The organism is Streptomyces sp. NPDC043854 (assembly GCF_056436005.1).
Window position 1 is genome coordinate 15,487 of record NZ_JBWKDK010000054.1, and the last position, 17,519, is coordinate 33,005.

Below are 17,519 nucleotides of genomic sequence, written 5' to 3' on the forward strand. Positions count from 1 at the left end.
AATTCGGTGCGTCGTGCCCGGCGTGCCGGGTTGCACCGGCGCCTTGAAGGACGCCTCGGGGGCTGCCGGGGTTGCTGCCCGCTTAGAGGCGGGCGAGGAAGGCGGCGGCGGCCTCGGCGGCGTCCCGGCCGGTCCAGGCCAGGCCGGGCTCGGTGACCGTCACCTCCGTCACCGCCAGGCCCGGAACGGGCGCCGGCTCCCAGCTGCGGAACAGGACGGTGCCCGTCTCCTCCGCCAGCCGGATCCCGGCATCCGTCAGCCGGTCCGCCGCGTACGGCAGCCAGACCTGGAACTGGTGGGTGTGCGGCACCCCCGGGTGGATCCGGAACCAGGGGGCCCCGGCGGTCAGGAAGCCCTCCCGCAGTCCCTCGGCCACCACGCGCGCGTGCGCCACGTACGACGGCAGCCGCGGCAGCTCCCGCTCCAGCCCGGCCAGGGCCGACAGCGCCTGCGGAAACTGGCGGAAGACCTGGCCGCCGTACCGGTGGCGCCACACCTTCGCCTCGGCGATCAGGGTGGACGGGCCCGCGAGCGCCGCCCCGCTCAGCCCGCCCAGCGACTTGTAGAAGGACACGTACACCGAGTCGGCCAGGGCCGCGATCTCCGGCAGGGACCGGCCGAGGTGGGTGGCGGCCTCCCACAGCCGGGCCCCGTCGAAGTGGACGACGGCCTCCCGCTCCCGGGCCGCGCCGACGAGCTCCTCCAGCTCCTCCCAGGACGGCAGCAGGAAGCCCGCGTCGCGCAGCGGGAGTTCCAGCATCAGTGTGCCGAAGGGCTCGGCGAGGTCGGCGACCTCCTCGGCGGTGGGCTGGCGGGGCTCCCGCGTGGGGTGCACCGTGCGCAGGCCCGAGACCAGGGACAGCGCGCCACCCTCCCACAGCTCCGGGTGGCTCATCGGGTGCAGGGCGACCACCGGGTTCCCGGTGCGGCCCGCCCAGCAGCGCAGGGCGATCTGCTGGGCCATCGTGCCCGACGGGAAGAACGCGGCCTCCTCCATGCCGAGGAGCTCGGCGACCCGCTCCTCCAGCCTGGCCACGACGCCGTCGCCGTAGACGTCGGCGGGCTCGTCGGGGTCGGGCGCGGCCAGTTCCGCGAGCAGCTCGCCGACCGTCGTCTCGCGCACGCTGCCCGACAGCTTGCGCTCGGCCGCGCGCCCCGCCCGGACCAGCCGGTTCAACCGCTCGGTGTCATCGGTCATGGCCCAGATCATCGCCGATCGCCCCTCGCGCCCAGGGGCTAGCATGGCGGCGTATCGTCCGGTACCCCCGCGGACTGGAACGGAAGGCCCACCCCGCGTGAACGCACCCCATCAGACGGACCCCCGGGATCCGTCCGCCCGACCCGCCCGGCTGACCGTCGGCGTCGTCGGGGCCGGCCGGGTCGGCCCGGCCCTGGCCCGCGCCCTCCAGCAGGCGGGGCACCGCCCGGTCGCCGTCTCCGGCGTCTCGGACGCCTCCCGCCGCCGCGCCGAGCGGATGCTGCCCGACGTGCCGCTCGTCCCGCCCGCGCAGGTGCTGGAGCTGGCCGACCTGGTGCTGCTGACCGTGCCCGACGACGCGCTGCCCGGCCTCGTGCAGGGGCTCGCCGAGACCGGCGCGGTACGGCCGGGGCAGCTGCTCGTGCACACCTCGGGGCGGTACGGGGCCGCCGTCCTGGACCCGGCCCGCCGGGCGGGCGCGCTGCCGCTGGCCCTGCACCCCGCGATGACGTTCACCGGCACCGAGGTCGACGTGCAGCGGCTCGCCGGCTGCTCCTTCGGCGTCACCGCCCCCGACGAGCTGCGGCTCGCGGCCGAGGCCCTGGTCATCGAGATGGGCGGGGAGCCCGAGTGGATCGCGGAGGCGGACCGCCCGCTCTACCACGCCGCCCTCGCCCTCGGCTCGAACCACCTGGTCACGCTGGTCGCCCAGGCCATGGAGCTGCTGGCCAAGGCCGGCGTGGAGCACCCCGACCGGATGCTCGGCCCGCTGCTGGGCGCGGCCCTGGACAACGCCCTGCGCTCGGGGGACGCCGCGCTGACCGGTCCGGTGGCCCGCGGCGACGCCGGGACGGTCGCCGCGCACGTGTCGGAGCTGCGCCGGCACGCCCCGGGCACGCTCGCCGGGTACCTGGCGATGGCCCGTACGACCGCGGACCGGGCCCTGGCGCACGGTCTGCTCAAGCCCGAGCTGGCCGAGGACCTGCTGGGGGTCCTCGCCGACGGCGCCGGCGCGGACGGCGGCCGGGCCGGAACGGACCCGAACGGCACCGAGGGACCCGAAGGGGGCAACGGCCGGTGAGCCACCACCTGCTGCTGATCGACACCGCGGAGAAGCTCGCGCAGCTCCCGCGCGCCGGCTCCGGGCCGCGCGCGGTCGTCATGACGATGGGCGCCCTCCACGAGGGGCACGCCACCCTGATCCGGTCGGCCCGCGAGCAGGCCGGGCCCGACGGCCAGGTCGTCGTCACGGTCTTCGTCAACCCGCTCCAGTTCGGGGCGAACGAGGACCTCGACCGCTACCCGCGCACCCTCGACGCCGACCTGGAGCTGGCCCACGGGGCGGGCGCCGACGCCGTGTTCGCCCCGGCCGTCGACGAGGTCTACCCCGGCGGGGACCCCCAGGTGCGGATCAGCGCCGGCCCGATGGGCACCCGCCTGGAGGGCGCCACCCGGCCCGGGCACTTCGACGGCATGCTGACCGTCGTCGCCAAGCTGCTCCACCTCACCCGCCCCGACCTGGCCCTGTTCGGCCAGAAGGACGCCCAGCAGCTGGCGCTGATCCGGCGGATGGTGACCGACCTGAACTTCCCCGTCGAGGTGATCGGCGTACCGACCGTCCGCGAGGAGGACGGGCTCGCGCTGTCCTCCCGCAACCGCTACCTCTCCGTCCCCGAGCGGCGCACCGCCCTGGCCCTGTCCCGCGCCCTGTTCGCGGGCCGCGACCGGCTCGCCGCGCAGGCCGCGCTGCGCGCCCGCGCCGAGGCGGCCCCCGCCAGCGACGAGCGGGCCTCGGCCCTGGCCCGGCTGGGCGAGATCCGGGCCTCGGCCGACGCGCACGCCGTGTCCTCCGCGGCGGCCGCGCCCGGAACCGGCCTGCCGGACGCCGTACGGGCCGCGGCCCGGCACGTCCTGGAGGAGGCGGGCCGGCACGAGCCGCCGCTGGTCCTGGACTACCTGGCCCTGGTGGACCCGCAGGACTTCACCGACGTCGGCCCCGACTTCACCGGGCGGGCCGTGCTGGCCGTCGCCGCGAAGGTCGGCACGACCCGGCTGATCGACAACATCCCATTGGAGTTCGGAGCACACTCGTGAGCACCCCAGGCACAGGCCCCGCCGGTACCGGCATACGGCTGCACGCGCCCGCCCCCGGCTGGGCCGTCGAGGCCGACGTCGTGGTCGTCGGCTCGGGCGTGGCGGGTCTGACGGCCGCGCTGCGCTGCGCCGCCGCGGGCCGCCGTACCGTCGTGGTCACCAAGGCCCGGCTCGACGACGGCTCCACCCGCTGGGCCCAGGGCGGGATCGCCGCCGCGCTCGGCGAGGGCGACACCCCCGGGCAGCACCTGGACGACACCCTGGTCGCGGGCGCCGGCCTGTGCGACGAGGACGCCGTCCGGCTCCTGGTCACCGACGGGCCCGACGCGGTGCGCCGGCTGATCGCCTCCGGGGCCGTCTTCGACACCTCCGCCGAGACCGGGGAGATCGAGCTGACCCGCGAGGGCGGCCACCACCGGCGCCGGATCGCGCACGCGGGCGGCGACGCCACCGGCGCCGAGATTTCCCGCGCGCTGGTCGAGGCCGTCCAGGCCGCCGGGATCCGGACGGTCGAGAACGCGCTGGTCCTGGACCTGCTCCAGGACGCCGAGGGCCGCACGGCCGGCGTCACCCTGCACGTCATGGGCGAGGGCCAGCACGACGGGGTCGGCGCCGTCCACGCGCCCGCCGTGATCCTCGCCACCGGCGGCATGGGCCAGGTGTTCTCCGCCACCACCAACCCGTCGGTGTCCACCGGCGACGGCGTGGCGCTCGCGCTGCGCGCCGGGGCCGAGGTCTCCGACCTGGAGTTCGTCCAGTTCCACCCCACGGTGCTGTACCTGGGCCCGGACGCCGAGGGCCAGCAGCCGCTGGTGTCGGAGGCGGTCCGCGGCGAGGGCGCCCACCTGGTCGACGCGGACGGCGTCCGCTTCATGGTCGGCGCGCACGAGCTGGCCGAGCTGGCCCCGCGCGACATCGTCGCCAAGGGCATCATGCGCCGCATGCAGGAGCAGGGCGCGCAGCACATGTACCTGGACGCCCGGCACTTCGGCGCCGAGATGTGGGAGCAGCGCTTCCCGACCATCCTGGCCGCCTGCCGGGCCCACGGCATCGACCCGGTGACCCGGCCCATCCCGGTCGCGCCCGCCGCGCACTACGCCTCCGGCGGCGTCCGCACCGACCTGCACGGCCGCACCACCGTCCCCGGCCTGTACGCGTGCGGCGAGGTCGCCTGCACCGGTGTGCACGGCGCGAACCGGCTGGCCTCCAACTCCCTGCTGGAGGGGCTGGTCTTCGCCGAGCGGATCGCCGAGGACATCGCGGCGAGCGCCCCGTCGGGCAACGGCCCCGGCATACCGGTCCCCTCGACCGGCCCGCTGCAGCCCGCCGAGGCCCGCTACGAGGTCCAGGGCATCATGACGCAGGGCGCGGGCGTGCTCCGCTCCGCCGAGTCCCTGCGCGCCGCGGCCGCCGCCCTGGAGGACCTGTACGCCACCGCGCTCACCGCCCTGGAGACGAACGGCAAGACCGCCGTGCCGGGCACCGACACGTGGGAGGCCACGAACCTGCTGTGCGTGGCCCGGGTCCTGGTCGCCGCCGCCCTGCGGCGCGAGGAGACCCGCGGCTGCCACTGGCGCGAGGACTTCCCCGAGCGCGACGACGCCGCCTGGCGCCGCCACCTCGTCGTCAGGCTGTCCGCCACCGAGAAGCGGGCCCTGGTCGTCACCCCCACCGACTCCGCGGACTTCCCGTCCGTACAGCACCCCCTGAGCCAGGAGCAGGCATCGTGAGCACCCCCGAACTCCCCCTGATCGAGCAGAACGAAGGCGGCTGCGGCGACGACTGCGGCTGCGGCGACGGCGAGGAGAGCGGCCTGGACCCGGCGCTCGCCGGGCTGCTGGCCGAGGCGGGCCTCGACCCCGTCGAGGTCGAGGACATCGCCCACATGGCGCTGGCCGAGGACCTCGACGGCGGTGTGGACGTCACCACCGTCGCGACCGTGCCCGAGGAGGCCGAGGCCGTCGCCGACTTCGTCGCCCGCGAGGACGGCGTCGTGGCCGGGCTGCGCGTCGTCGAGGCGGTGTTCTCCGTCGCGTGCAGCGAGGCCTTCGAGGTCGAGCGGCACGCCGAGGACGGCGACACCGTGGCGAAGGGCGACGTGCTGCTGTCGGTGCGGGCCCGCACCCGGGACCTGCTGACCGCCGAGCGCAGCGCGCTGAACATCCTGTGCCGGCTGTCGGGCATCGCCACGGCCACCCGCCGCTGGGCGGACGTGCTGGAGGGCACCAAGGCCAAGGTCCGCGACACCCGCAAGACCACGCCGGGCCTGCGCTCGCTGGAGAAGTACGCGGTGCGCTGCGGCGGCGGCGTCAACCACCGCATGTCCCTGTCGGACGCGGCGCTGGTCAAGGACAACCACGTGGTCGCCGCCGGCGGGGTCGCGGAGGCGTTCAAGGCCGTGCGCGAGGCGTTCCCGGAGGTGCCGATCGAGGTGGAGGTCGACACCCTGCACCAGGCGCGCGAGGTCATGGACGCCGGGGCCGACCTGATCCTCCTCGACAACTTCACGCCGATGGACACCGAGGAGGCCGTGATCCTGAACAAGGAGCACAACAAGGGCAAGGCGATCCTGGAGTCCTCCGGCCGGCTGACCCTGGAGAACGCGCGGGCGTACGCCGAGACGGGCGTGGACTTCCTGGCCGTGGGCGCGCTGACGCACTCCTCGCCCATCCTGGACATCGGACTCGACCTGCGCGAGGCGGTGTAACCGGTGCTGCTCACCATCGACGTCGGCAACACCCACACCGTGCTCGGCCTGTTCGACGGTGACGAGATCGTCGAGCACTGGCGCATCTCCACCGACCCGCGCCGCACGGCCGACGAGATGGCCGTCCTGATGCAGGGCCTGATGGGCATGCACCCGATGCTCGGCAGCGAGCTGGGCGACGGCATCCACGGCATAGCGATCTGCTCGACGGTGCCGTCGGTGCTGCACGAGCTCCGCGAGGTGACGCGCCGCTACTACGGCGACGTCCCCGCGGTGCTCGTCGAGCCGGGCATCAAGACGGGCGTGCCGATCCTCATGGACAACCCCAAGGAGGTCGGCGCGGACCGCATCATCAACGCGGTCGCGGCCGTCGACCTCTACGGGGGCCCCGCGATCGTGGTCGACTTCGGTACGGCGACCACCTTCGACGCGGTGTCCGCGAAGGGCGAGTACGTGGGCGGCGTGATCGCCCCGGGCATCGAGATTTCGATGGAGGCCCTGGGCGTACGCGGCGCCCAGCTCCGCAAGATCGAGCTGGCCCGGCCGCGGCACGTGATCGGCAAGTCCACCGTCGAGGCGATGCAGTCGGGCGTGGTGTACGGGTTCGCGGGCCAGGTCGACGGGGTGGTCACCCGCATGGCCCGGGAGCTGGCGGGCCCGCACGGCGATCCGGACGACGTCCGGGTCATCGCCACGGGCGGGCTGGCGCCGATGGTGCTCGGCGAGTCCTCGGTGATCGACGACCACGAGCCGTGGCTGACGCTGATCGGGCTGCGCCTGGTCTACGAGCGCAACGCGCCGAACTTCTCCTGAGCCGGCGGGCCGGGCCCCCGCTGGCCGCGGTGGGCGGGGTCGCGGTCGGCGCGGCCGCGGCCTGCGGCCCCGGTCAGCAGGGCCGGGGGCGGCTCAGCAGGCGGCGGACGGCCGCCCGCCACGGGTGGCGTGCCGCCCGGCCGTCGAGTACGGCCCGGAACTGCGCGTAGTTCCGGGCCGCCCGCACCGCGGCGAGGTCGTCGCGGCCCGGCGGCGGGGGCAGCGGGACACCGTGCTGGGACGCCCGGTACGTGTCGATGAGGTACTGCTCGATCGCTGTCATACCTCCACCCTGAACCCTCCTGCGGCAGGCCGCGCGTCGATTGACGCTGCTCGTCAATCGACGCCCTGACCAGCCGCGCAGCCCCGTCGGCCGCCTTCCGGGCGACAGCTGCGGGCCCGGCGGCGCGCCGGTGGCCGCCGCGCGGCCGGATCGGGCCCGGCGGCGGCCAGAATGGGCCGATGAGCGTCACCATCGACATCGCCGGGCTCCCCGACGAGCACATCGCCTTCGCGCCCTCGCCGCTCGCCGAGCTCTGCATGACCCTGCACGCGCTCTCGCAGCCCGCCCACCACCCCGGGCTCGCCTCCTGGACCGCCGCCACCGCCGCCGGGCTCGACCCCTGCCTCGCGGACCGGCTGCTGGAGGGCGACTTCATGTGGCGCAGCTCCTTCTCCGACATCTTCATGGCCTTCGCGGGCGTCCCCGGCGGCACCGGGCGGCCCGCCGCGACCCTGGCCGAGGAGCTCGACGTACTCGACAAGCTGGACGACGAGCGGTTCGTGATGGCCGCCCTGGAGCACTGCTGGCTGGCGCTGTACAACGAGGGCGGCGGGCCCTCCCCGCTGACCGACGCCGGCGCCCGGGCCAAGGTGCTGGAGACGGCCGCCGCCCGCGGCCCCGGCCGGCTGGAGTTCTCGCTGCGGCTGCTGGACGACACCGCCGGCGTACGGGTCTGGATGCGCCGGCTCCTGGAGGACTGCGACGAGGCCTTCTTCGCCGAGACCTGGCGGCGGATCGAGCCCGAGCAGACCGCGGACGCCCGGCACAAGACCGAGGTGCTGCGCCGCAAGGGGCTGCCCGCCGCACTGGCGGAGGTCTCCGCCGCCCTGGACGTCGACGAGGCCCGCACCACCATCACCGCCGACAAGATGGTCCACGGCACGGCCACCGCGACCGATCCGGAGATAGGCCCCGGCCTGGTCTTCGTCCCGACGCACTTCGGCTGGCCGCACCTGCTCGTGCTGCACGCCCCCGGCTGGCGGCCGGTGGTCCACTACCCGGTGCGCAACCCCGAACTGCCGTCCCCCGGTTCGGTGGAGCTGCTCCAGCGGCGGATGGAGGCACTGGCCCACCCGATGCGGATGATGCTGTGCCGGAGCCTGGCCCGCGCGCCGTACACGACGAGCGAGCTGGCGGCCGTGCACGGGATCACCCCGCCGGAGGTGTCGCGGCACCTGTCCGCGCTGAAGAAGGCCGGACTGCTCCATACGCGGCGTCAGGGGCGTTATGCCCAGCACCAGTTGGATCTGGGGGTTGTTGCCCGGATCGGACCCGACTTCATCGAGGGCATCCTGCGCTAGCGGTGGCCGGTTCCTTACTGCGCAGACGCACCGATATACGGAATTCACGAACCGGAATCAGTGAAAACTCTGGCCAGATCCGCCTGCTCGTCTATAACGTGCGTCCACCACTCCCCCCACGTACCGCGCATTGCCACCTGTCTGTCTGCTCGCACCTGTCGTGGAAGGACCTTCATGCCCTCACGCCGTATAGCCGCAGCGACCGCCGCCCTGGCCGCCGCCACCCTCGTATCGCCGCTGCTCCTGGCCGGCCCGGCCGGAGCCACCAGCCCGCAGAGCGACGCGGCCCGGGCGGACGCACTGGCCAGGAAGCTGGTCAAGGACTCGACCGGCAAAGGCGCCTACAACCACCTGAAGGTCTTCCAGTCCATCGCCGACTACAACAACGGCACCCGCGTGGCCGGCTCCAAGGGCCACGTGCAGTCCGCCCAGTACGTCGAAGCGGTGATGAGGAACGCCGGGTACAAGGTCTCGCGCAACGAGTTCGAGTTCACCTACGTCGAGACGGTCGCGGAGACGCTCAAGGTCAACGGCGCGAACGGCCGCGACGTGCCGATCGAGCTGATGACCTACACCGCGAGCGGCCCCGAGGCCGGCATCACGGCGCAGATCGCCCCGGCGCCCGTCGACGCCGACGGCACCAACGGCTGCGAGCCCGGCGACTTCGCCGCGGGCGCGTTCACCGGCAAGATCGCCCTGGTCAAGCGCGGCGGCTGCACCTTCGCCGTCAAGCAGGCCAACGCGGCCGCGGCCGGCGCCGTCGGCGCGATCATCTACAACAACACCGACGGCGCCCTCAACGGCACCCTCGGCGACCCGAACGCCGGCAAGATCCCGACCGGCGGCATCACCCAGGCCGACGGCCAGCGGCTCACCGCCGACGCCGCGGCCGGCCCGGTCGAGGTCACCCTGGACATCCGCGAACTGCGGGAGCAGCGCAAGACGTTCAACGTCATCGCGGAGACGCAGGGCGGCGACGAGAACAACACCGTCTTCCTCGGTGCGCACCTCGACTCGGTCTCGGCCGGGCCGGGCATCAACGACAACGGCTCGGGCTCGGCCGGCATCCTCCAGGTCGCGCAGCGCCTCGCGGGCGACCAGAAGAAGATCAAGAACAAGGTGAAGTTCGCCTGGTGGTCGGCCGAGGAGTTCGGCCTGCTCGGCTCCGAGGCATACGTCGGCGGCCTGACCGAGGCGCAGAAGAAGCAGATCAAGCTGTACCTGAACTTCGACATGATCGCCTCGCCGAACCCGGCCTACTTCGTCTACGACGGCGACAACTCCGACGGCGTCGGGGCCGGTCCGGGCCCGGAGGGCTCCGCCCAGCTGGAGAAGGGCATCACCGACTTCCTCGACTCGAAGAAGATCCCGCACGAGGGCACGGACTTCACGGGCCGCTCGGACTACGGGCCGTTCATCGAGGTCGGCATCCCGTCGGGCGGCACCTTCACCGGCGCCGAGGGCATCAAGACCGAGGCGCAGGCGGCGAAGTTCGGCGGCCAGGCCGGCGTGGCCTACGACCCGAACTACCACGCCAAGGGCGATGACCTGAAGAACATCGACCAGAAGGCGCTGGACATCAACGTGGACGTCATCGCGGACGCGGTGGGCCACTACGCCCACGACCTGGCGCCGCTGTCGAAGCCGGTGGTCTCGCAGCCCACCGGCGGCAGCGCGGGCAGCGGCGGCGGCCTGCACGACGGGCACGGCCACGAGGTGGCCGAGTAGCCGACCGGCGGACAACCGACCGGCGGTCGCCCGCGAGGCGAACCGGAGGGGCCGGCAGGCGCCGGCCCCTCCGGCGTGTCCGGGGCGGGAATCCGCGTGCGGCGGCTCAGCCCGGGCCGCCGCGGTTCAGCCCCGACCGCCGCGGTTCAGCCCCGACCGTCCCGGTTCGGCCCGACCCGCCGCGGCAGTCCGGCCGACTGCGGTTCAGTCCGGCCAGGCGGTCACGCCGACCGGCTGCACCAGCCAGCCGAAGTCGCCCAGCCCGCCGCGGGCGGTGAGCTCGGCCGCCTCCCCCGCCGCGGCCAGGGCGCGTACGTAGCCGACGGGGTCCGACGAGGCCAGCGCGAGCGGCGGCCGGGCAGCCGAGACGCCGAGCGCGCCCAGCGCCTCCCGCTGGGTCAGCAGCACCGCGCCCGGGCCGGCACAGGAGTCCAGGGCCACGTGGGCGGTGACGTCGCAGCTGCCGTCCGGGACCGGGGCCACCTCCCGGCCCTCCCGGAAGCCGGTCAGCGTCCCGTACGCCGGCCGCGTCCCGCGGGTGTGGGCGTAGTCCACGGCCACCGCCAGCCCCCGCTCCAGGGTCGCGACGGCCGCGGCCCAGGCCTCGTCCCGCGGCCGCCCGATCTCGGCCCGGCCCGGCTCCGGCCACCACCGCTCCAGCCAGGCCAGGTCGGCGCCGCCGACCGCCGGGCCCCGGCTCTCGGTGCCGTCCGGCGCGACCAGCACGTAGTGCCCGTCCTGCACGACGTCCAGGGGTACGTTGTCCAGCCACTCGTTGGCGAACAGCAGCCCCGCGGCCCCCGCCGGCGGCTCGGACACCCAGTGGATCCGCGGGTCCAGGCCCGGTGGCCGCTCCGCCTTCTCCACCGCGTACGGGCGCACCCGCGCGGCCACCGGCGCCGGCAGCGCGGCGAGCACCCCGGCGAGCAGCTCCCCCCGCCCGGCCCCGACGTCGACCAGGTCCAGCCCCTCCGGGCGGCCGAGCTGCTCGTCCACCCGGGACAGCAGCCGGGCCACGGCCCCCGCGTACAGCGGCGAGGCGTGCACGGAGGTGCGGAAGTGCCCGGCGGGACCCGGGCCGCCGGGGCGCACGTAGAAGCCGCCGGGCCCGTACAGCGCGGCCTCCACGGCCGTCCGCCAGCCGACCGGACCCCTGTTTTCGCCCTGAGTGCTCATCCCCCACAGGCTAAGCTCGGCCTCCACCTTGCGGAGTACGCCCCCGGATCACGGATCGCACCTGTGGTTGACTCCAGCATCTATCTTCTTTGCCTACTCTGGGTTACGTGCAGCGCCTCTACGACTTCCTCCGCAGACACCCGACGGGCGTCGACACCTTCTGGGCTGTCCTCCTGTCCGGGATCGCCATGCTGGAGGTCGCCGGCAGCGGCTCCGACGACACCGCCGCCAAGCTGCTCGCCGTCCCCTCGGTGATCGCGATGGGCGCCGTCGTCGCCCTGCGCCGCAGATGGACGCGGCAGATGTTCTGGCTGGCCGCCGGCACCGGCGCCTACCAGCTGCTGGCCGGCGTCGAGGCCCACACCGCGGACTTCGGCATGCTGGTCATCCTCTACACCGTCGCCGCCTCGGCCGAGCTCCCGCGCACGTTCTCGCGCACCGCGCTCGGCATCGGACTGGCCGCCTCCCCGCTGTACGGGCTGCGCTTCCCCGTCGACAAGGGCGACAGCACCGAAAACATCCTGTTCGCCTTGTTCGCCATGGTCCCGTTCGCCCTGGCCTGGGTGCTCGGCGACTCCCTGCGCACCCGCCGCGCCTACTACGCCCAGCTCGTCGAGCGGAACCAGCGGCTGGAGAAGGAGCGCGAGGCCCAGGCCAAGGTGGCCGTCGCCGCCGAGCGCGCCCGGATCGCCCGCGAGCTGCACGACGTCGTCGCCCACAACGTGTCGGTGATGGTGGTGCAGGCGGACGGGGCGGCGTACGTCATGGACGTGGCGCCGGACCAGGCCAAGGAGGCCCTCCAGACCATCTCCGGCACGGGCCGGCAGGCGCTGGCCGAGATGCGCCGCCTGCTGGGCGTGCTGCGCACCGGGGAGCCGCAGGAGTCCGAGGACTACGTGCCGCAGCCGGACGTCGAGCAGATCGAGGTCCTCGTCGAGCAGGTGCGGACGGCCGGTCTCGCGGTGGACTTCGAGGTCGAGGGCGCCCCGCGCAAGCTGCCCAGCGGCGTCGAGCTGACGGCGTACCGGATCGTGCAGGAGGCGCTGACGAACACGCGCAAGCACGGCGGCCCGGACGCCAAGGCGAGCGTCCGGCTGGTCTACTTCGACGACGGGCTCGGCCTGCTCGTCGAGGACGACGGCCGGGGCGCGGCCCACGAGCTGTACGAGGACGGCGGCGCCGACGGCGCCGGGCACGGGATGATCGGCATGCGCGAGCGGGTCGGCATGGTCGGCGGCACCCTGGAAGCGGGCCCGCGCCCCGGCGGCGGATTCCGTATCAGCGCGCTGCTGCCGCTGAAGAAGGGCTGACGTGCCGCCACGGGTCCGGCGGACCGGGCCGCTGCGTATGCTCGCCGTATGACTGCCCCTGATGCGCCGACGCCGGCGAATTCCGTAAGAGTCATGCTCGTCGACGACCAGGTGCTGCTGCGCACGGGCTTCCGCATGGTGCTCGCCGCCCAGCCGGACATGGAGGTGGTCGCCGAGGCCGGGGACGGCCTGGAGGCCCTGGAGGTGCTGCGGTCCACGAAGGCGGACGTGGTGCTGATGGACGTCCGGATGCCCCGGCTGGACGGGGTCGAGGCCACGCGGCGGATCTGCGAGCGCCCCGAGCACCCCAAGGTGATCATCCTGACCACCTTCGACCTGGACGAGTACGCCTTCTCCGGGCTGAAGGCGGGCGCGAGCGGCTTCATGCTCAAGGACGTTCCGCCGGCGGAGCTGCTGGCCGCGATCCGCTCGGTGCACAGCGGTGACGCGGTGGTGGCCCCCTCGACGACCCGGCGCCTGCTGGACCGGTTCGCGCCCATGCTGCCGACCGGCACCAAGGAGCCGCAGAACAAGGAGATCGAGCGGCTGACCGAGCGCGAGCGGGAGGTCATGCTGCTGGTGGCGCAGGGGCTGTCGAACGGTGAGATCGCGGGCCGGCTGGTGCTGTCGGAGGCCACGGTCAAGACGCACGTGGGCCGCATCCTGACCAAGCTGAACCTGCGCGACCGGGTGCAGGTCGTCGTCCTCGCGTACGAGTCCGGCCTGGTCCGGGCGGGCGGCGGCGCCGCTTAGGCCGCGCCTCGGCCGCTTCGGCCGCGCCGAGGCCCCGGGCGGCTCAGGTCATCCAGCGGTCCGGGCGGGCGTCCGCGCGGGAGGTGCGCGAGCGGTCCGCCTGCGCGTCCAGCACGGCCGCGGCCTCGTCCGCGGCCCGCAGTCGGGCCGTCACCGTGGTGTTCGCGCCGGTGTCCACGCAGACGTCGGCCACACCGCGGGCCCGCTCCCACGGGCCCTGGGTGAGCCGGACGCTCTGCACCTTCGCGTGCGGAACGAGCTCGGTGCGGCGGCACAGCCGCCCGCGCCGGGCCGCGAACACCTCCCCGGAGACGGCCAGCCCGTACCCCTTCCACCACACCGGGACCACCCAGCGCGCCCGGCCCCGCGGGGACGGCCGGAAGACCAGGGCGTCCGGGTCCACGCCCGGCAGGACCCGGGCGACCACGGCCCGGGCGGCGGCCCGGGAGGCCACCGGGATGAGGACGCCGTTCTTCGAGCCGGCCACCGACAGCTCCACCCGGACCCAGCCGCGCCGCCGCCACAGCAGCGGCTCGACGATCCGCAGGGACTGCACCCGCCCCGGCGGCACGGTCTCGTGGGCCCGGTCCAGCAGCCCGTGGTCGATGCGCAGCCCGTCCGGGGACTCGGCGACCCGCCAGTCGTACTCCTCCAGGAAGCGGCCGGCCGTGCCCGCCCAGATGCCGCCGAGGACCGGCACCAGGGTGCCGAAGGCCGCCCAGACGCTCTCGCTGAACCACCAGACGGCCAGCGGCGCCACCACCGCCGCGGGTATCGCCGCCCAGGTGCCCAGGGTGAGGGCGAGCGACATCGCGAGGTCGCGGGGCTGCACCCGCAGCAGCTCCTGCTGCGGGGCCTCGCCCACCGCGGCCGCCTCCTCGGGGGCGAAGCCGGCCGCCAGCGCGAGCAGCTCGGCGCGCAGCTCCGCGGCCTCGCGCTCGCCGAGGAAGGCCAGCTCGTCCTTGGCCTCGGTGCCGATGACGTCGAGCCGGAGCTTGGCGACACCCGCGATCCGCGCCAGCAGCGGGCGGGTGACGTCAATGGCCTGGATCCGGTCGAGCCGGATGTGCGCGGTGCGCCGGAAGACCAGGCCGCTGCGGATGCGCAGCTCGGTGTCGGTGACCGAGTAGTACGTGAACCACCAGCTCAGGAAGCCGTACACGGCGCAGAGGAGGGCGAGGGCGGCGAGGGCCCCCAGCTCCCCGGCCGGCGAGAGGCGGCCGAACCGGTCGGCCAGCTCCTCGCCCGCCTGGGCGGCCGCACCGGCGATCGCGGCGATCGGCACCCAGGCGCGGCGCAATGGTGTCAGCACGTGCAGCCGCCGCTCGACGGCAACGGCTCCGGCGGGCGCGGCGGTGGACACCGGGGCGGCGGCGGCTCCGGCGGCCGTGGGGTTGTCGCTCACGGGCCCGCCGCTCACAGGCCCGCCGACCTTGCCTCGCCGAGCGCGGTGAGCCGGTCCCGCAGCCGCTCGGCCTCGGCCGGCAGCAGGCCGGGGATCTTCGCGTCGGTCGCCGCGGCCGCCGTGTGCAGCTGGACGGAGGCCAGCCCGAAGCGGCGTTCCAGCGGCCCCGAGGTCACCTCGACCAGCTGCATCCGCCCGTACGGGACCACGGTCTGCCCCTGCCAGAGCACGCCCCGGCTGATCAGCAGGTCGTCGGCGCGCTCGGCGTAGCGCCAGGACCGCCAGTTGCGTTCGAGCAGCCCCCACCCCCAGGCCAGGACCGCGAGCCAGAACGCCCCGGCCGCCGCCCACACCGGGCCGGCCAGCAGCCACAGCGCCAGGGCGGTCGCACCCGCCAGCAGCAGCATCCACACCACGAGCAGCAGCCTTCGCACCGTGAGCAGCCCGCCCTGAAGGCCCACCCAGCCGGGTCCCGCCCCGTCCATCCCCGTCCCCGTCCCCGTCCCCGTGTCCATGCCCCCACCCTAGGGCGCCCGGGAGTCCGCCCCGTGGGACCAGAGGACGAGATCCCGCGCCGGGCTGAGAGAATGCGGCCATGACGGAGACCACGGTCGGCATCGGCGGCGCGGCGGAGAGCACCGACATGGTGCTCAACATCGGACCGCAGCACCCTTCCACGCACGGCGTGCTGCGCCTGCGCCTCGTCCTGGACGGCGAGCGCATCGCGAGCGCCGAGCCGGTGGTCGGCTACATGCACCGCGGCGCCGAGAAGCTCTTCGAGGCCCGTGACTACCGGCAGATCGTCATGCTCGCCAACCGCCACGACTGGCTGTCGGCGTTCTCCAACGAGCTCGGCGTGGTCATGGCGGTCGAGCGGATGCTCGGCATGGAGGTCCCCGAGCGGGCCGTGTGGATGCGGACCCTGCTCGCCGAGCTGAACCGGGTGCTGAACCACCTGATGTTCCTCGGGTCCTACCCCCTCGAACTGGGCGGGATCACCCCGATCTTCCACGCGTTCCGCGAGCGCGAGGAGCTCCAGGCCGTCATGGAGGAGATTTCCGGCGGTCGCATGCACTACATGTTCAACCGCGTCGGCGGCCTCAAGGAGGACCTGCCGGCGGGCTGGCTCGGCCGGGCCCGCGCGGCGATCGCCGACGTCCGCAGCCGGATGGACGTGTACGACAAGCTGGTCCACGGCAACGAGATTTTCCGCGGCCGCACGCGCGGCGTCGGCGTACTGCCCGCCGAGGCGGTGCACGCGTACGGGGTCTCCGGCCCGATCGCCCGCGCCTCCGGCGTCGACTTCGACCTGCGCCGCGACGAGCCGTACCTGGCCTACGGCGAGCTCCAGGACGTCCTGAAGGTGGTCACCCGGCCCGAGGGCGACTGCCTGGCCCGCTTCGAATGCCTGCTGGACCAGACGCACAACTCCCTCGACCTGGCCGACGCCTGTCTGGACCGGATGGCCGAGCTGCCGCCCGGCCCGATCAACCAGCGCCTGCCGAAGGTCCTGAAGGCGCCCGAGGGGGCGACGTACGCCTGGACCGAGAACCCCCTCGGCATCAACGGCTACTACCTGGTCTCCAAGGGCGAGAAGACCCCGTACCGGCTGAAGCTGCGCTCGGCCTCCTACAACAACATCCAGGCCCTGTCGGTGCTGCTGCCCGGCACGCTCGTCGCGGACATGGTGGCGATCCTGGGCTCGCTGTTCTTCGTCGTCGGCGACATCGACAAGTAGTCGCGGACGGACAAGTCGCGGGAAAACAGGGGCCGTCAGCGCCTAGGGTGCGGGAATGACCACCCTTGGCATATGCGACGGTTACGACGGATACCTGCGGCGGCTCGGCTTCACGGAGCCGCCCCGGCCCACCGCCGGTGCGCTCTTCGCGCTCCAGCGCGCCCACCTGGAGCGCATCCCGTACGAGAACATCGACATCCAGCTCGGCAGGCCGCCGGGCATCGACCCCGCGCTGTCGGTGCGCCGCTTCGCCGACGGGCGCGGCGGGTACTGCTTCCACCTCAACGGCGCCTTCGCCCTGCTGCTGGAGTCCCTCGGGTACGACGTGACCCGGCACCGGGCGGGTGTCCTCGACCGGGCGGGCCGGGACCGGCACGACGTCAGCGGGGACCACCTGGCGCTGACCGTGCGGGTGGACGGCGAGGAGTACTTCGTCGACGCCGGGCTGGGCGACGGGCCGTACGAGCCGCTGCCGCTGCGGGTCGGGACGTACCGGCAGGGGGCGTTCACGTACGCGCTGGCCCGGCTGGAGGGGGACGAGCCCGGCTGGCGGTACCTCAACGACGCCGGACCGTGCCCGGCGGTCAACTTCCTCGCGGCGCCGGCCGGGACGGCCGACTTCGAGGCCGAGCACCGGCGGCTGTCGACCTCCGAGGACTCCGGCTTCGTACGGACCCTCGCGATGCTGCGGCGCGACGCGCACGGGATCGACACGCTGCGGGGGCGGGTGCTCAGCCGGATCGACCCGGTGAAGGGGACCGTCGAGCGGATCCTGGACACGCCCGGGGAGTTCTGGTCGGTGGTGGGCGGGCTGTTCGAGCGGGCGCTCGACGACCTGACGCCGGAGGACCGCCAGGCCCTGTGGGAGCGGGTGGGCCGGGCGCACGCGGCGTGGCTGGCCTCCCGCGCGGAGGCGGGCGCGGAGGCGGGCGCGGAGGCGGGCGCGGAGGCGGGCGCGGAGGCGGGCGCGGAGGCGGGCGCGGAGGCGGGCGCGGAGGCGGGCGCGGAGGCGG

At 74.4% G+C, this 17,519-nt stretch carries 16 protein-coding genes; 11 read left to right on the forward strand and 5 right to left on the reverse strand.

Going from position 1 to position 17,519, the window contains the following annotated elements; translation table 11 throughout:
• Positions 1–82: 82 nt before the first annotated feature.
• Positions 83–1,198: a threonine aldolase family protein gene (locus tag AC068A_RS31500; RefSeq protein ID WP_478589683.1), complete on the reverse strand. Its 1,116-nt coding sequence runs from the start codon at positions 1,196–1,198 to the stop codon at positions 83–85.
• Between the two features lie 97 nt (positions 1,199–1,295).
• Between AC068A_RS31500 and AC068A_RS31505 the strand changes: the two genes are divergently transcribed.
• The 5 genes from AC068A_RS31505 to AC068A_RS31525 are packed head-to-tail and all read left to right on the forward strand — an operon-like array spanning position 1,296 to position 6,812.
• Positions 1,296–2,279, forward strand: a complete 984-nt coding sequence (locus tag AC068A_RS31505) for a Rossmann-like and DUF2520 domain-containing protein (protein ID WP_478589684.1) — start codon at positions 1,296–1,298, stop codon at positions 2,277–2,279.
• Entirely contained in the window at positions 2,276–3,292 is a 1,017-nt protein-coding gene (panC, locus tag AC068A_RS31510) for a pantoate--beta-alanine ligase (protein WP_478589685.1), read from the forward strand. Before AC068A_RS31505 ends, panC begins: the two co-directional genes overlap by 4 nt.
• Positions 3,289–5,022, forward strand: a complete 1,734-nt coding sequence (locus AC068A_RS31515) for an L-aspartate oxidase (RefSeq protein ID WP_478589686.1) — start codon at positions 3,289–3,291, stop codon at positions 5,020–5,022. Before panC ends, AC068A_RS31515 begins: the two co-directional genes overlap by 4 nt.
• Positions 5,019–5,999 carry a carboxylating nicotinate-nucleotide diphosphorylase gene (gene nadC, locus AC068A_RS31520; RefSeq protein WP_478589687.1) on the forward strand — a complete coding sequence of 327 codons (981 nt, stop codon included), beginning with the start codon at positions 5,019–5,021 and terminating at the stop codon, positions 5,997–5,999. Before AC068A_RS31515 ends, nadC begins: the two co-directional genes overlap by 4 nt.
• 3 nt (positions 6,000–6,002) lie before the next feature.
• Positions 6,003–6,812 (forward strand): type III pantothenate kinase, encoded by an 810-nt coding sequence (locus AC068A_RS31525; RefSeq protein ID WP_179176070.1) that lies wholly within the window; start codon positions 6,003–6,005, stop codon positions 6,810–6,812.
• A 73-nt stretch (positions 6,813–6,885) separates the two neighbouring features.
• Here the strand turns inward: AC068A_RS31525 and AC068A_RS31530 are convergent, their stop codons facing one another.
• Positions 6,886–7,095, reverse strand: coding sequence for a hypothetical protein (locus AC068A_RS31530; RefSeq protein WP_478589688.1), 210 nt, complete (start codon positions 7,093–7,095; stop codon positions 6,886–6,888).
• Positions 7,096–7,274: 179 nt separating this feature from the next.
• Here AC068A_RS31530 and AC068A_RS31535 point away from each other — a divergent pair, with 179 nt between their 5' ends.
• Positions 7,275–8,396: a DUF5937 family protein gene (locus AC068A_RS31535; RefSeq protein WP_478589689.1), complete on the forward strand. Its 1,122-nt coding sequence runs from the start codon at positions 7,275–7,277 to the stop codon at positions 8,394–8,396.
• 174 nt (positions 8,397–8,570) lie between these two features.
• Positions 8,571–10,124: a M28 family metallopeptidase gene (locus AC068A_RS31540; protein WP_478589690.1), complete on the forward strand. Its 1,554-nt coding sequence runs from the start codon at positions 8,571–8,573 to the stop codon at positions 10,122–10,124.
• A 204-nt stretch (positions 10,125–10,328) separates the two neighbouring features.
• On the opposite strand, the gene AC068A_RS31545 is transcribed toward AC068A_RS31540, so the two are convergent.
• A complete protein-coding gene (locus AC068A_RS31545) occupies positions 10,329–11,300 on the reverse strand; it encodes an SAM-dependent methyltransferase (protein WP_478589691.1) in 972 nt (323 codons plus the stop codon).
• Positions 11,301–11,407: 107 nt separating this feature from the next.
• Here AC068A_RS31545 and AC068A_RS31550 point away from each other — a divergent pair, with 107 nt between their 5' ends.
• Positions 11,408–12,610, forward strand: coding sequence for a sensor histidine kinase (locus AC068A_RS31550; RefSeq protein WP_478589692.1), 1,203 nt, complete (start codon positions 11,408–11,410; stop codon positions 12,608–12,610).
• Between the two features lie 48 nt (positions 12,611–12,658).
• Positions 12,659–13,363 carry a response regulator gene (locus tag AC068A_RS31555; RefSeq protein ID WP_478589693.1) on the forward strand — a complete coding sequence of 235 codons (705 nt, stop codon included), beginning with the start codon at positions 12,659–12,661 and terminating at the stop codon, positions 13,361–13,363.
• Between the two features lie 43 nt (positions 13,364–13,406).
• On the opposite strand, the gene AC068A_RS31560 is transcribed toward AC068A_RS31555, so the two are convergent.
• Both AC068A_RS31560 and AC068A_RS31565 read right to left on the reverse strand, forming a co-directional pair.
• A complete protein-coding gene (locus AC068A_RS31560; protein WP_478589694.1) occupies positions 13,407–14,768 on the reverse strand; it encodes a PH domain-containing protein in 1,362 nt (453 codons plus the stop codon).
• 11 nt (positions 14,769–14,779) lie between these two features.
• Positions 14,780–15,283 (reverse strand): PH domain-containing protein, encoded by a 504-nt coding sequence (locus AC068A_RS31565; protein ID WP_478589695.1) that lies wholly within the window; start codon positions 15,281–15,283, stop codon positions 14,780–14,782.
• Between the two features lie 80 nt (positions 15,284–15,363).
• On the opposite strand from AC068A_RS31565, the gene AC068A_RS31570 reads away from it, so the two are divergent.
• Positions 15,364–16,506, forward strand: coding sequence for an NADH-quinone oxidoreductase subunit D (locus tag AC068A_RS31570; RefSeq protein ID WP_478589696.1), 1,143 nt, complete (start codon positions 15,364–15,366; stop codon positions 16,504–16,506).
• A gap of 55 nt (positions 16,507–16,561) precedes the next feature.
• The coding region (locus tag AC068A_RS31575; protein WP_478589697.1) for an arylamine N-acetyltransferase family protein at positions 16,562–17,519 on the forward strand (958 nt) is incomplete at its 3' end.

Excerpts from the sequence above, each read along its gene's own strand:
- AC068A_RS31500 (WP_478589683.1), bottom strand. The coding sequence starts at position 1,198 with ATGACCGATGACACCGAGCGGTTGAACCGGCTGGTCCGGGCGGGGCGC.
- AC068A_RS31530 (WP_478589688.1), bottom strand. The coding sequence starts at position 7,095 with ATGACAGCGATCGAGCAGTACCTCATCGACACGTACCGGGCGTCCCAG.
- AC068A_RS31535 (WP_478589689.1), top strand. The coding sequence starts at position 7,275 with ATGAGCGTCACCATCGACATCGCCGGGCTCCCCGACGAGCACATCGCC.
- AC068A_RS31540 (WP_478589690.1), top strand. The coding sequence starts at position 8,571 with ATGCCCTCACGCCGTATAGCCGCAGCGACCGCCGCCCTGGCCGCCGCC.
- AC068A_RS31545 (WP_478589691.1), bottom strand. The coding sequence starts at position 11,300 with ATGAGCACTCAGGGCGAAAACAGGGGTCCGGTCGGCTGGCGGACGGCC.
- AC068A_RS31555 (WP_478589693.1), top strand. The coding sequence starts at position 12,659 with ATGACTGCCCCTGATGCGCCGACGCCGGCGAATTCCGTAAGAGTCATG.
- AC068A_RS31565 (WP_478589695.1), bottom strand. The coding sequence starts at position 15,283 with ATGGACACGGGGACGGGGACGGGGACGGGGATGGACGGGGCGGGACCC.
- AC068A_RS31570 (WP_478589696.1), top strand. The coding sequence starts at position 15,364 with ATGACGGAGACCACGGTCGGCATCGGCGGCGCGGCGGAGAGCACCGAC.